General features: G+C 65.8%; 13 protein-coding genes. 10 read left to right on the top strand and 3 right to left on the bottom strand.

Annotated elements, in window-relative coordinates:
- Positions 1–151: 151 nt before the first annotated feature.
- Positions 152–874 carry a hypothetical protein gene (locus BDO18943_RS26100; RefSeq protein ID WP_175024603.1) on the top strand — a complete coding sequence of 241 codons (723 nt, stop codon included), beginning with the start codon at positions 152–154 and terminating at the stop codon, positions 872–874.
- 163 nt (positions 875–1,037) lie between these two features.
- On the opposite strand, the gene BDO18943_RS26095 is transcribed toward BDO18943_RS26100, so the two are convergent.
- The gene (locus BDO18943_RS26095) at positions 1,038–2,120 is read right to left on the bottom strand and encodes a GlxA family transcriptional regulator (RefSeq protein WP_175024602.1); all 1,083 of its coding nucleotides are present in this window, start codon (positions 2,118–2,120) and stop codon (positions 1,038–1,040) included.
- A 300-nt stretch (positions 2,121–2,420) separates the two neighbouring features.
- Here BDO18943_RS26095 and BDO18943_RS26090 point away from each other — a divergent pair, with 300 nt between their 5' ends.
- The 8 genes from BDO18943_RS26090 to BDO18943_RS26055 all read left to right on the top strand — a co-directional run bounded on the left by BDO18943_RS26090 (position 2,421) and on the right by BDO18943_RS26055 (position 11,375).
- Positions 2,421–3,806 (top strand): L-serine ammonia-lyase, encoded by a 1,386-nt coding sequence (locus BDO18943_RS26090; protein ID WP_175024601.1) that lies wholly within the window; start codon positions 2,421–2,423, stop codon positions 3,804–3,806.
- 16 nt (positions 3,807–3,822) lie between these two features.
- Positions 3,823–5,067, top strand: coding sequence for a sarcosine oxidase subunit beta family protein (locus BDO18943_RS26085; protein ID WP_006480591.1), 1,245 nt, complete (start codon positions 3,823–3,825; stop codon positions 5,065–5,067).
- A gap of 25 nt (positions 5,068–5,092) precedes the next feature.
- The gene (locus BDO18943_RS26080; RefSeq protein ID WP_175024600.1) at positions 5,093–5,389 is read left to right on the top strand and encodes a sarcosine oxidase subunit delta; all 297 of its coding nucleotides are present in this window, start codon (positions 5,093–5,095) and stop codon (positions 5,387–5,389) included.
- Positions 5,386–8,397 carry a sarcosine oxidase subunit alpha family protein gene (locus BDO18943_RS26075; RefSeq protein WP_175024599.1) on the top strand — a complete coding sequence of 1,004 codons (3,012 nt, stop codon included), beginning with the start codon at positions 5,386–5,388 and terminating at the stop codon, positions 8,395–8,397. Before BDO18943_RS26080 ends, BDO18943_RS26075 begins: the two co-directional genes overlap by 4 nt.
- Entirely contained in the window at positions 8,387–9,019 is a 633-nt protein-coding gene (locus tag BDO18943_RS26070; RefSeq protein ID WP_043180612.1) for a sarcosine oxidase subunit gamma, read from the top strand. The genes BDO18943_RS26075 and BDO18943_RS26070 overlap by 11 nt, the downstream gene beginning before the upstream one ends.
- The gene (locus tag BDO18943_RS26065; RefSeq protein ID WP_175024598.1) at positions 9,016–9,456 is read left to right on the top strand and encodes a dihydroneopterin aldolase; all 441 of its coding nucleotides are present in this window, start codon (positions 9,016–9,018) and stop codon (positions 9,454–9,456) included. The genes BDO18943_RS26070 and BDO18943_RS26065 overlap by 4 nt, the downstream gene beginning before the upstream one ends.
- 243 nt (positions 9,457–9,699) lie before the next feature.
- Positions 9,700–10,023: a helix-turn-helix domain-containing protein gene (locus BDO18943_RS26060; protein ID WP_175024597.1), complete on the top strand. Its 324-nt coding sequence runs from the start codon at positions 9,700–9,702 to the stop codon at positions 10,021–10,023.
- Positions 10,023–11,375: a HipA domain-containing protein gene (locus tag BDO18943_RS26055; protein ID WP_175024596.1), complete on the top strand. Its 1,353-nt coding sequence runs from the start codon at positions 10,023–10,025 to the stop codon at positions 11,373–11,375. Before BDO18943_RS26060 ends, BDO18943_RS26055 begins: the two co-directional genes overlap by 1 nt.
- Positions 11,376–11,448: 73 nt before the next feature.
- On the opposite strand, the gene BDO18943_RS26050 is transcribed toward BDO18943_RS26055, so the two are convergent.
- Positions 11,449–12,561, bottom strand: a complete 1,113-nt coding sequence (locus BDO18943_RS26050; protein WP_175024595.1) for an alkene reductase — start codon at positions 12,559–12,561, stop codon at positions 11,449–11,451.
- 169 nt (positions 12,562–12,730) lie between these two features.
- Between BDO18943_RS26050 and BDO18943_RS26045 the strand changes: the two genes are divergently transcribed.
- Complete coding sequence (locus BDO18943_RS26045) at positions 12,731–13,606, top strand: LysR family transcriptional regulator (protein ID WP_175024594.1); 876 nt, start codon at positions 12,731–12,733, stop codon at positions 13,604–13,606.
- Positions 13,607–13,624: 18 nt separating this feature from the next.
- Here the strand turns inward: BDO18943_RS26045 and BDO18943_RS26040 are convergent, their stop codons facing one another.
- Positions 13,625–14,029 carry a lysozyme inhibitor LprI family protein gene (locus tag BDO18943_RS26040; protein ID WP_175024593.1) on the bottom strand — a complete coding sequence of 135 codons (405 nt, stop codon included), beginning with the start codon at positions 14,027–14,029 and terminating at the stop codon, positions 13,625–13,627.
- Positions 14,030–14,052: the final 23 nt, after the last annotated feature.

Here is a 14,052-nt window from a genome sequence, read left to right as displayed (position 1 = left end):
CGAGCCCTTCGGGCAGCGTACCGATGATCCGCGTCCAATTGTCTTGATCGATTCGGCGAATTCGCCATTTCCATTGGAGCCGTCTCGGGTTTTCCGTGACGCTCGATCCAAAATCGCCGCATGGTATAAAGCCCTGAATTCCGGTGAATAGGTGGCCAGGTTTCCAATCGGCTTTTATTCAATTCGCTTGCGATCGGTGTTCGCCAAGCCGCGGCATGCGATGGGGCAACAAAACAGGAAAGGTGTTCGGGAGACGTTCGTGCCATTCAAATTCGAAGGCGTATCTTTTCGCGCTGTCTGGATCGCGCTCGCGGTCATGCTGGCGGCGTGCAGCAGGCACGACACGCCGGTCAATTATTCGCCGGCGGGTCAATTCACGTCGCTCACCGTGCCGGGGCTACCATTGCCATCCGCCGGCGACGTGAACACGGCGCCTCACGCGATCAAGGAGGATGCGCAAGGCCAGCAGACGAAGGGCGATAGCGCGTTCCTGATTCTTGGGCTGAACACCTACCTGACGGTCGTTCGTTCGCCGGACGACTTGCGTGGCTTCCGGACGGCGAACTACGGGACCGCGCAGCTGCCGCCCGACATCAACCCGGGGCCGGATGATCTGTTGTTGGTGATTTCGCACCAGTCGTTCCTCGACCGCGGGTATGCGGACACGGTTCGGACGGTGCCCGATGCGCCAGGCGGAAGCGATTCACTCACGTTGAGTATCGAGTCGAGCGAAGACCGGACGCCCGGCATGATGCCCACCACGGGCGTGATCAACAACAATGTGTTCGTCATCAAGCGCGGGAAGGCATCGAAGGTGATCGTGACTTTCGGCGACCTGCAGAAGACCTATGATCTCGGGCCCGCTGTGCGATAGCGTTTCGTTTGCATCGCGGGCACGAAACGGTCCAATCGCCGGAAGCGCGCGATATTCGAATAATCCATTCCGCGACATGCCGTCATTCACGCAATGCCGAAATGATCGGCAGTCGCTGCCAACACGGTTGCGTGATGCACTCGGCCTGAATAATCGACCGCGTTCAGTCGGAGGAAATGAGCGGGGTTTGAGATAACGGCTCGTTCTCCTCCGCCGCCGCACCGGCTTCCGCCACGTCACCCCCCCGTTCCCGATACGTCGCCGGCGGCACGCCGTACTGCTTGCGGAACTCGCGCCCGAGGTGCGACGCATCGGCGAACCCGCAGCTCGATGCGATATCGGCCACCGTGCGATCCGAGCTCGTCAGCAGCCATGCGGCCGTACGCAGCCGCACCTGCTTCGCGAACGCCTGCGGGCTCTTGCCCGTTTCCGCCTTGAACAGCCGCTCGAGTTGCCGCGTGGACAAATCCAGCTTGCTCGCGAGCTCGTCGAGCGACAGCGCACGCCCGACATGCTGTTCCATCAGGAGAATCGCGCGCTTGACCTTCGGATGCGTGGCCGGCTCGAGCCCCGGCGGATGCGGCTGCGGCGCATTGCCTTTCTGCATCTCGCCGACCAGCAGGATGCGCAGCGCCTTCTGCACGGTCGCGTGATCGAAATGACGCAGCAGGATCGCGGCGGCGACGTCGATCGACGCACGGCCGCCTGAACAGGTGATGCGGCGCCGGTCGATCACGAACAGCCGGTCGGCGATCAGCAGATCCGGGTCGGCGGCCGGAAAGCGCTCGATGAAATCCCAGTAGTGGAACCAGCTCACGCAGGTGCGGTGCCCGTCGAGCACGCCCGCGCGCATCAGCGTGAACACGCCGGTGCAGATGCCGACCACCGTCGCGCCGTCGGCCGCCGAGCGGCGGATGAAGTCGAGCGTCTCGGGGCCCGCCTGGGGGCCTGAATGCAGCAGCCCGCCGACCACAACCACATAGTCGAACGGCTCGGCCGCGTCGAGGGTTTCCCACGGCGTGATCTGGATCCCGCAGCTCGCGCGCACCGGCGCGAGGGTCTCGCCGATCACGCTCCACGCGCAGCGCACGGGCTTGCTGTAGTCGCCGTCGTCCGCCGACAGCCGCAGCATGTCGACGAAGCCCGAGAAGGCCGTCAGCGTGAAGTTCGGCAGCAGCACGATGCCGAAGCGGATACGCCGCGGCGCGGGTTCTGCGAGGGGGGAAGCGGGGACGTCGGTTGTCATTGCGGCCAATCTCTTCACGCCGGGCGGGCGGTCTCACTCAGTCTGTTGATACGGGTAATGCGGGTACGGCGAGCGGGCGGGGCCGGGCGGCGCGGATGTAGCCAGCGTCGCCGATCGGTTCCGGCCCGACTTGTGGTTTTCCGTCGCCAACCATCGCCAAAACGCACTTTCGGGGCCGCCGAAGTGGTGCTTGGCGGCGGTATCCCACGCCGATGCCGTTTTTGTTCTATCGGCCGATTTTACGCTTTGATGTACTGGCGCCAACGTCATTTCACGTGTGTCCCACCCAGAGGAAGCCAGATGAACGTCAGCGTCTTCGACCTGTTCAAGATCGGCATCGGCCCGTCCAGTTCGCATACGGTCGGCCCGATGATCGCCGCGTGCCGCTTCGCGTCGCACGTGGAGGACGCGAACCTGCTCGGGTTCGTGCGCCGCGTGCGGGTCGAACTATACGGCTCGCTCGGCGCGACCGGCAAGGGCCATGGTACCGACAAGGCCGTGCTGCTCGGCCTCGAGGGCCACCTGCCCGACACGATCGACCCGGACCTGATCGAGCCGCGGCTTGCCGCGATCCGCGCGGAGAAATCGCTGTCGCTGCTCGGCAAGCAGACCGTCCGCTTCGAGGAGAAGGAGCACATCGGCTTCTATCGCAAGCTGATGAGCGGCACGAGCATCGTGCACCCGAACGGCATGCGCTTCCAGGCCTTCGACGAGCACGGCCAGCTGCTCGTCGAGAAAGAGTATTACTCGGTCGGCGGCGGCTTCGTCGTGAACCGCGACGGCGATCGCGTGAACGGCGTGCGTGCGGCGGTCGAGGTGCCGTATCCGTTTCGCACCGGCGACGACTTGATGCGCCAGTGCCGCGAGCACGGGCTGTCGATCGCCGAGCTGATGATGCGCAACGAAACCGCGCTGCGTCCCGCCGACGAAGTGCGCGCCGGGCTGCTCGCGATCTGGCGCACGATGGCCGCCTGCGTCGAGCGCGGCTGCAAGGTCGAGGGCGACCTGCCGGGCCCGATGCGCGTGAAGCGCCGCGCGGCCGAGCTGAATGCCCGCCTGCGCGAGCGCTCGGAGGAATCGCTGCGCGATCCGCTGTCGATGCTCGACTGGGTCAACCTGTATGCGATGGCCGTCAACGAGGAGAACGCGGCGGGCGGCCGTGTCGTCACCGCGCCGACCAACGGCGCGGCCGGCGTGATTCCCGCGGTGCTGCACTACTACGTGAAGTTCGTGCCGGGCTCGAACGAAGCCGGCATCGTCGAATTCCTGATGACGGCCGCGGCGATCGGGATCATCTACAAGGAAACCGCGTCGATCTCCGGCGCGGAAGTCGGTTGCCAGGGCGAAGTGGGCGTCGCGTGCTCGATGGCCGCCGCCGCGCTCGCCGCGGTGATGGGCGGCACGCCCGACCAGGTCGAGAACGCTGCCGAGATCGGCATGGAGCACAACCTCGGGATGACCTGCGACCCGGTCGGCGGGCTCGTGCAGATCCCGTGCATCGAGCGCAACGCGATGGGCGCGATCAAGGCGCTGAACGCATCGCGGATGGCGCTCAAGGGCAATGGCCAGCACTACGTGTCGCTCGATTCGGTCATCAAGACGATGCGCGAGACGGGCGCCGACATGAAGACGAAATACAAGGAAACGTCGCGCGGCGGTCTGGCCGTGAACGTCATCGAATGCTAAACGAAGGATCACTAACATGAGCCGCTACTCGATATTCAGCCTGTTCCGCAACGGCCTCTCGTATCACGAGAACTGGGAAAAGCAGTGGAAGAGCCCGGAACCGAAGAAGGAATACGACGTCGTGATCGTCGGCGGCGGCGGCCACGGCCTCGCGACCGCGTACTACCTCGCGAAAGAGCACGGGATCACGAACGTCGCGATTCTCGAGAAGGGCTGGATCGGCGGCGGCAACACCGCGCGCAACACGACGATCGTGCGCTCGAACTATCTGTGGGACGAATCGGCCGCGCTGTACGAGAAGGCGATGAAGCTGTGGGAAGGGTTGTCGCAGGACCTGAACTACAACGTGATGTTCAGCCAGCGCGGCGTGATGAACCTGGCCCACACACTGCAGGACGTGCGTGACACCGAGCGTCGCGTGAACGCGAACCGGCTGAACGGCGTCGACGCTGAATTCCTGACGCCCGCGCAGATCAAGGAAATCGAGCCGACCATCAACCTGAACAGTCGCTATCCGGTGCTCGGCGCATCGATCCAGCGCCGGGCAGGTGTGGCGCGTCACGACGCGGTGGCCTGGGGCTTCGCGCGCGGCGCCGATCGCGCGGGTGTCGACATCATCCAGAACTGCCAGGTGACGGGCATTCGCCGCGAAGGCGGTGCAGTCGTCGGCGTCGATACGGTGAAGGGCTTCATCAAGGCGAAGAAGGTTGCGGTGGTCGCAGCCGGCAACACGACGACGCTCGCCGACATGGCCGGCGTGCGCCTGCCGATCGAAAGCCACCCGTTGCAGGCGCTGGTGTCCGAGCCGATCAAGCCGGTCGTCAACTCGGTGATCATGTCGAACGCGGTGCACGCGTACATCAGCCAGTCCGACAAGGGCGACCTCGTGATCGGTGCGGGCATCGACCAGTACACGGGCTTCGGCCAGCGCGGCAGCTTCCACATCATCGAAAGCACGCTGCAGGCGATCGTCGAGATGTTCCCGGTGTTCTCGCGCGTGCGGATGAACCGCCAGTGGGGCGGCATCGTCGACGTGTCGCCGGACGCGTGCCCGATCATCACCAAGACCGACGTGAAGGGCCTCTATTTCAACTGCGGTTGGGGCACCGGCGGCTTCAAGGCGACGCCCGGCTCGGGCTGGGTGTTCGCGCACACGATCGCCCGCGACGAACCGCATCCGCTGAACGCGCCGTTCGCGCTCGACCGTTTCTACACGGGCCACCTGATCGACGAGCACGGCGCTGCCGCCGTCGCGCACTAACCCCCGCACTGAAGGAGAAGGAAACATGTTGCTGATCGAATGTCCGTGGTGCGGGCCGCGCGCCGAATCCGAGTTCACGTGCGGCGGTGAAGCCGACATCGTGCGCCCGGTTGCGAACGAGAATATGACCGACCGCGAATGGGGCGAGTACGTGTTCATGCGCGAGAACAAGCGCGGGCTGCACAAGGAGCAGTGGCTGCACGCGCAGGGCTGCCGCCGCTGGTTCAAGGCCACGCGCGACACGGTGACCTACGATATCAAGGGCTACGAAAAGTTCGGCGAAGCTGCCGGCAACGCACACGAAGAGGGCACGAGCAAATGAGCCAGAAAGACCGCCTCGGCACCGGTGGCCGCGTCAATCGCGCGATTCCGTTGACGTTCACGTTCAACGGCCGCACGTATCAAGGCTTCCAGGGCGACACGCTCGCGTCCGCGCTGCTCGCGAACGGCGTGCACTTCGTCGCGCGCAGCTTCAAGTACCACCGTCCGCGCGGGATCGTGACGGCCGACGTCGCGGAACCGAATGCCGTCGTGCAGCTCGAATCGGGCCCGTACACGGTGCCGAACGCGCGCGCGACCGAGATCGAGCTGTATCAGGGGCTCGTCGCGTCCAGCGTGAACGCGGAGCCGACGCTCGAGAACGACAAGTACGCGATCAACCAGAAGCTGTCGCGCTTCCTGCCGGCCGGCTTCTACTACAAGACCTTCATGTGGCCGCGCAACATGTGGCCGAAGTACGAAGAGAAGATCCGTGAAGCAGCCGGCCTCGGCAAGGCGCCGGAAGCGCTCGACGCCGATCGCTACGACAAGTGCTACGCGCACTGCGACGTGCTCGTCGTCGGCGGTGGCCCGTCGGGCCTCGCCGCCGCGCATGCGGCCGCCACGGCCGGCGCGCGCGTGATCCTCGTCGACGACCAGCGCGAACTCGGCGGCAGCCTGCTGTCGTGCCGCGCCGAGATCGACGCGAAGCCCGCGCTGCAGTGGGTCGAGAAGATCGAGGCCGAGCTGCGCAAGCTGCCCGACGTGACGATCCTGTCGCGCAGCACCGCGTTCGGCTATCAGGACCACAACCTCGTGACGGTCACGCAGCGCCTGACCGATCACCTGCCGGTGTCGATGCGCAAGGGTACGCGCGAGCTGCTGTGGAAGGTCCGCGCGAAGCGCGTGATCCTCGCGACCGGCGCGCACGAGCGGCCGATCGTGTTCGGCAACAACGACCTGCCGGGCGTGATGCTCGCCGGTGCGGTGTCCACCTACGTGCATCGCTTCGGCGTGCTGCCGGGCCGCAACGCGGTCGTGTTCACGAACAACGATCGCGCCTACCAGACCGCGCTCGACCTGAAGGCGTGCGGCGCGAAGGTGACGGTCGTCGATTCGCGCGCGTCGTCGAACGGTGCGCTGCCGGCCGCTGCGAAGCGGCAGGGCGTGACGGTGATGAGCGGCGCGGTCGTGACGGGCGCATCGGGCAAGTGGCGCGTATCGTCGGTCGACGTCGCGTCGCTCTCGAACGGCCAGGTGGGCGGCAAGCTGCAGACGCTGCCGTGCGACCTCGTCGCGATGTCGGGTGGTTTCAGCCCGGTGCTGCACCTGTTCGCGCAGTCGGGCGGCAAGGCCTGCTGGAGCGACGAGAAGGCCTGCTTCCTGCCGGGCAAGCCCGTGCAGGCGGAAGCGAGCATTGGTGCCGCAGCCGGCGAATTCGGCCTGGCGCGCGCGCTGCGGCTCGCGGTCGATGCGGGCGTGGAGGCCGCGAAGGCGGCGGGCTTCACGGCTGCGCAGCGCGCGGTCGCACCGCAGGTCGCGGAAGCCGTCGAAGGCGCACTGCAGCCGCTGTGGCTGGTCGGCAGCCGCGAAGCCGCGGCGCGCGGGCCGAAGCAGTTCGTCGACTTCCAGAACGACGTGTCGGCCGCGGACATCCTGCTGGCCGCACGCGAAGGCTTCGAGTCGGTCGAGCACGTGAAGCGCTATACGGCGATGGGCTTCGGCACCGACCAGGGCAAGCTCGGCAACATCAACGGGATGGCGATCCTCGCGGGCGCGCTCGGCAAGACGATTCCTGAAACGGGCACGACGACGTTCCGCCCGAACTACACACCCGTGTCGTTCGGCACGTTCGCGGGCCGCGAGCTCGGCGATTTCCTCGATCCGATCCGCAAGACCTGCGTGCACGAGTGGCACGTCGAGCACGGCGCGCTGTTCGAGGACGTCGGCAACTGGAAGCGGCCGTGGTACTTCCCGAAGAACGGCGAGGATCTTCATGCGGCCGTGAAGCGCGAATGCCTGGCGGTGCGCAACAGCGTCGGCATTCTCGACGCATCGACGCTCGGCAAGATCGACATCCAGGGCCCGGACGCGGTGAAGCTGTTGAACTGGATGTACACGAACCCGTGGAACAAGCTCGAAGTGGGCAAGTGCCGCTACGGGCTGATGCTCGACGAGAACGGGATGGTGTTCGACGACGGCGTGACGGTGCGCCTCGCCGACCAGCATTTCATGATGACGACCACGACGGGCGGCGCGGCGCGCGTGCTCACGTGGCTCGAACGCTGGCTGCAGACCGAATGGCCCGACATGAAGGTGCGGCTGTCGTCGGTCACCGATCACTGGGCGACGTTCGCGGTGGTCGGCCCGAAGAGCCGCAAGGTCGTGCAGAAGGTGTGCCAGGACATCGACTTCGGCAACGAGGCGTTCCCGTTCATGAGCTACCGGAACGGCACCGTCGCGGGCGCGAGGGCGCGCGTGATGCGGATCAGCTTCTCGGGCGAGCTGGCCTATGAAGTGAACGTGCCGGCGAATGCGGGCCGCGCGGTGTGGGAAGCGCTGATGGCGGCCGGTGCCGAGTTCGACATCACGCCGTACGGCACCGAGACGATGCATGTGCTGCGTGCGGAGAAGGGCTACATCATCGTCGGCCAGGATACCGACGGCTCGATCACGCCGTACGACCTCGGGATGGGCGGGCTCGTCGCGAAGTCGAAGGACTTCCTCGGCAAGCGTTCGCTCACGCGCTCGGATACCGCGAAGGAAGGCCGCAAGCAGTTCGTCGGCCTGCTGACCGAGGACGAACAGTTCGTGCTGCCGGAAGGCGCGCAGATCGTCGCGAAGGACACGCAGGTGTCGGCGGTCGATCCGACGCCGATGATCGGCCACGTGACGTCGAGCTACTACAGCCCGATCCTGAAGCGCTCGATCGCGCTCGCGGTGGTGAAGGGCGGCCTGAACAAGATGGGCGAGAGCGTCGTGATTCCGCTGGCCAACGGCAAGCGCATCACCGCGAAGATCTCGAGCCCGGTTTTCTACGATACCGAAGGGGTGCGTCAGCATGTGGAATGAAACCAGAAACCAGACGCAGGTGGCGGGCGCGGGCGGCGTGACGCTTGAATCGCCGTTCGTCGGCGCGGCCGACGTGCTGAAGCCGCACCAGGCGCGCGCCTCGAAGAAGTTCACGCTGCGCGAGCGGCCGTTCCTCGATCTCGTCAACGTGCGTGGCGAGTTGAGCGATCCGGCGTTCGTGAGCGCGTTCGAGCGCGTGGTCGGCTGCCGGCCGCCCGCAGCGCCGAACACGGTCGCGCGCGGCGCCGAGTACGACGTGCTGTGGCTCGGCCCGGACGAATGGCTCGTGCGCTCGAACGGGCCGGTGCAGGCCGGCGTGCTGGAGGCGCAGCTTGCGGAGGCCGTGCAGGGTTCGTATGCGGCGGCCGTCGATGTCGGCAGCGGCTACACGGTTGTCGAGATCAGCGGCGAACGCGTGCGCGACGTGCTCGCACGCGGCTGCCCGCTCGATCTCCATCCGCGCGCGTTCAAGCCGGGCCAGTGCGCGCAGTCGCACTACTTCAAGTCGTCGATCGTGCTGATCCCGACCGGTGACGATGCGTTCGAGATCGTCCTGCGTCGCAGCTTCGCCGACTATTTCGTGCGCATCATGCTCGACGCCGCGGCGCCGCTTGCATCATGAAGCCGTTCGACGAACCGTTCGTGGCGATCGACGCGCCGCGCCTGCGCGGGCGCGGCTGGAGCGTGTTCGTCGACGAACTGAAGGTGCCCGCGCGGATCGGCGTTCATGCGCACGAGCATGAAGCGCCGCAGCCGATCGTGATCGATGCGCGGCTCGGCTATCGCTGCGAGCCGAGCGAGCAGGGCGAGTGGATCGATTACGACGGCTATTGCGCGCGCCTTGCCGCGTTCCTGTCGCACAAGCCGCATACGCGGTTGCTGGAGACGCTCGTCGCCGATATCGCGGTGCTGTCGTTCCGTGAATGGCCGGCGCTGGAGTCGCTGACGCTGTCGGTGTACAAGCCGAAGATCCGGCCCGGCACGAAGCGGGTCGGCGTGTCGCTCGACTGGACGCGCGGCGATTATTTGCGGTGGACGGGGGCGGCGGGGCAGTTTTGATGGGGGAGAGGCGGTCGACGAGCGCGTCGCAACGATGCCGGTCGGCCGCCAGCGTGGCACTTGTTGGCCTGTATAGTTCCTGAAATATGAGAATAATGTGTCAACCTTGAGTGTGTTGGCATTTATTCCTGAAATATGAGAACAATTGGCCTTCATCGGCGTTCAAGCCTATAATTCCGATATTCTCGTAACAATGCCCTCGATACACGTTCGTCGGTGTTTTGTTCCTGGTATCTCGGAATTATGGCCCGCACCTTACCCCGCCCGATTGCATCACCCGACCCGCTTGCGCAGGATCTCGCGGCGTTGGGGGCGCTCGTCCGCAACCGGCGGGCGCAGAACCAGATGCGGATCGACGACGCGGCCGATATGCTCGGCGTCTCCAAGGATGTGCTGTCGCGGCTCGAAAACGGCCGGGCAGTGAGCCTCGACAAGTTGTTCAAGGTACTCGACGGTCTAGGGCTCAATTTGCTCGTCGTACCGAAACGCGACGTGCCGGTCGCGCGCAAGGCGCTGCATGAACTGGCTGAGCCGACTGTTCTGGCGGGGTCGAGGGAAGGCGCGTGATGGTTCATCGCCTGCGCATCTCGACCAACGGTTCGCTCGTCGGGCAACTGACCTACGACGCCCGTCAGGATGACTACGGTTTTTCGTATGACCCGACGTGGCAGGCGCGCGCTGATGCGTTCGCGTTGTCGCCGTGCATTCCGCTCGACGGTCGTTCGCTTCCCGTGGGTGCGGTGCAGCGCTTCGTCGGCAATTTGTTGCCCGAGGGGCGTGCGCTCGAAGTGGCCGCGGCGATGTATCAGCTATCGAAGGACAACGTGTTCGGCCTGATCCGGATGCTCGGCAAGGAGCCGGTCGGCGCGCTGAGTTTCCTGCCGGACGACGGAGCGCGCGCGCAGGCACCGGATGCCCTCGAGTCGGAACGTCGCGTGATATCCGCGGAGGAGTTGACCGACCGCATTCGCAAGCGCGACACGATCCCTTTTCCGGTGTGGGACGGCCAGGTCCGGCTGTCGATTGCCGGCCATCAGGACAAGCTGCAGGTGCTGGTCGAGGGGGAGCAATTTGCACTCGTCGAAGGGGCGCTCAGCAGCACGCACATTCTGAAGCCGGAGTCGGGCAACCCGCATGCGCCGTTCATGGTCGCCAACGAGCATTTCTGTATGACGCTGGCCGCTCGAATGGGGCTGCCAGTGGCGCCCGTCGAGATTCGCCGCATCCCGGAACCCATTTTGCTCATCGAGCGCTTCGACCGGATCGTGACGACCGAGCCGGACGATCCGACGCGCGTCAGTGCGGTGCGGCGCCTTCATGTCATCGATGGATGCCAGGCATTGGACTTGCCGGCGACGCTCAAGTACGAACGCAACCTCGGTAACAACGCGGACGTGCGCAATATTCGCGAAGGCGTGAGCTTCGAGAAGCTGTTCTCGCTGACGCCGTGCCTCGAGACCCCGGCGGCCGCGCGCACGGCAATGCTGCGCTGGGCACTGCTGCAACTGCTGATCGGCAACAGCGACGCGCATGGCAAGAACATCTCGTTTTTCGTCAGCGGTGGCGGGCTTGCACCGGCACCGCTTTACGACCTCGTTTGTGTCAACGTGTATGGCGACGCATACGTCCAGGATATGGCGATGGCCTACGGGGATGTTTTTCGCACGGAGGAACTGACCGCGTTCGCTCTTGCGGATTTTGCGCATCGCACGCAGATCCGGCCATCGTTCGTCGCGCGCGAAATGTCGAAGATGGCAAGTCTGGCGAGGACGCTCGCCCCCGAATTGGCGAAGTCCGATGTTTACGCGGGCGACGAACGTGGCTGGGTAGGCAATATTTCGGAGTACGTGTGTGCCCAGGCCGACCGCGTGCTGCGTATTGCGCCCATGGTGTCCCGGGTGAACGTCGACCTGCTTTGAAATCGGGCTTTCCACGGGCGATCGCCGCAACACGCGTTCCAGCGTGTCACGGCGATCGCCCTGATCCGAAGCGTCAGGCCGCAGCCGCCCCATCCAGCGCCGGATAGTCGACATACCCGCGCGCATCGCCGCCGAAGAACGTGTCGCGCTGCGCGTCGTTCATCGGTGCGCCCGTCTTCAGCCGCGTCACGAAATCCGGATTCGCGAGCACCATCTGGCCATACGCTTCGAGATCGGCGAGCCCCGTCGCGACATCCGTGCCGATCGCGTCACGCGCGCGGCCCGGCCGGTTCACGATCAGCGTGCCGTTCCAGCGTGCGCGCAGGTCCGCGAGCAGCGGCTCGTCGCCCCCGTGCATCACGTGCAGGTACGCGAGGCCGAGCCGGTCGAGTCCCGTCGCGAGGTAGCGATACAGGCCGGCGCTTTCCGGGCCTTCGTCGATGCCCCACAGCGTGGTGCCCGGCGACAGGCGGATCGCGGTGCGGTCCGCACCGATCTCGTCGGCGATCGCTTCGGCCACCTCGATCGCGAAGCGCGCGCGATTCTCGATCGAGCCGCCGTACGCGTCGGTGCGCGTGTTGGCGTTCGGCGCGAAGAACTGCTGGACCAGATACCCGTTCGCGCCGTGGATCTCGACACCGTCGGCACCCGCCTCGATCGCGCGGCGCGCGGCAATGCGGAAGTCGTTCACGGTGGCGCGCACTTCATCCGTCGTCAGCGCGCGCGGCGCGGGAATCTCCTGCATCCCTTTCATCGTGAACATCGGCACGCCCGGCGCGATCGCGGCAGGCGCGACGCCCTGGCGATGATGCGGCGTATTGTCGGGATGCGACATGCGCCCCACGTGCATCAACTGGATGAACAGCCGGCCGCCGCGTGCGTGCACGCGGTCGCTGACTGTCTTCCAGCCGGCGACGTGCGCATCGGTGTAGATGCCGGGCGTCATCAGGTAGCCCTGGCCGTCGTCCGACGGCTGCGTGCCTTCGCTGACGATCAGGCCGAGGTCCGCGCGCTGCGCGTAATACTCGGCGGCCAGCGCGCCGGGCGTGCCGTCGAATGCGGCGCGGCTGCGCGTCATCGGCGCCATGACCAGGCGGTTCTGCAGGTCGTATCGGCCGACGCGGACCGGGGCGAACAGGCGCGGCGCGTCCTGGCCGGCTTGAGCGGGAACGAAAAGATGTTTCATCGCGTATTTCCTCATCGAAGTTCGGGTGACGGCACCGGGGAGTGCCGCATCGGGCGAGGGTCGCGCACGTTGCGCCGGCCGTGACGCCATACCGGAATCATCCATTGATCCTTTTTCGGGATAAAGTGGGTGTCATGGAGAACATTGATCCATTGGTGGAGCAATCGATATGGAACTGCTGAACGACATGGCGCTGTTCGTGGAAGTCGTGAAGGCGAAGGGTTTTCGCAGCGCGGCCGACACGCTGGGGATGCCGAATTCGACGCTGTCGCGGCGGATCGGCGCGCTGGAAAAGGCGATCGGCTTGCGGCTGCTGCACCGCACGACACGCCGCATCGAGCTGACGGAAGCCGGGCAGCTGTATTTCGAGCGCTGCAAGCGCATCGTCGACGAGGCGCGGCTCGCGCACGAGCAGCTCGGCGGGTTGCTGGCCGAACCGGCGGGCGTGCTGCGTGCGTCGTTTCCGGTCGATTTCGCGGTGATCTACCTGACGCCGCTGATCGTCGAATTCGCGAACCGCTACCCGAAGCTGACCTTCGATTTCGAGCTGACGTCACGGCGCGTCGACCTCGTGAGCGAGCCGTTCGACGTCGCGATCCGGATCGGTGAATCCGCGGATTCGCAGCTCGTCGCACGGCGGCTCGCGACGTTCCGCAACTACCTGTATGCGTCGCCGCGCTATCTCGAACGCGCGGGCGAGCCGCTCGAACCGGGCGACCTGGCGCGGCACCAGTGCATGAGCGTGCAGCGCCTCACCGCGTGGACGCTGCGTCGCGGCGAGCAGGCGGTCGACGTGCCGGTGGGTGGGCGGTTCGTCGTGAACAGCGTGGGCATGAACCGGCAACTCGCCGTGCATGACGCGGGGATCATCCAGTTGCCGGAGGAAGTGGTGGCCGACGATGTCGCCGCCGGCCGGCTGCGGCGCGTGCTGCCTGAATGGGAGGGCGCGCTGGTGCCCGTCTTCGCGATGACCGAAACGCGTTTGCTGCCCGCGAAGACGCAGGTTTTCATCGAGTATCTGCGCGCGCATTTCGCGCAGGCGTGAGGGTTTTTGGCGCGTCGGTTACTGTTGCGCCGGTGGCGGCGCGTCCGCTTGCGCTTCCCATTTCTTCAGGATGCGCACGCGTGCCTGGCTGAAGTCGACCCAGCAGCTCACCCACGCGTCGCTCGGGATCATCTGCTGAGGATTCGCGGCTTTCACGTAGTCGCAGGTGTCGCCGGCGAAGCGGGTCCAGCTGGCCTGCGACTTCGCGAGCGCGCTGGCCGCATCGGGGTTGCGCTGTTTGAGCTTGCGCTCGAGCGACTGATACGCGTGGTCGACGGACTGATGGTTGTTTTCGAGTATGCAGGCTCGCACGGGGTCCATCGTCAGGCCCTGGTGTTCGCAATCGACTTCGGCGAAAGCGTGGCCGGTTGCCAGCGTGGTGACGGCAAGGAAGGGGATCGTGTGTCGGATCGCGTGGCGCATGCGCGGCACCGTCAAAAGGGGGC

The sequence above is a fragment of the Burkholderia aenigmatica genome, assembly GCF_902499175.1.
In the GTDB taxonomy this organism is placed as follows: Bacteria; Pseudomonadota; Gammaproteobacteria; order Burkholderiales; family Burkholderiaceae; genus Burkholderia; species Burkholderia aenigmatica.
The sequence above is the reverse complement of the archived record's forward strand: the minus strand, read 5'-3'. Positions and strand labels throughout refer to the sequence as shown.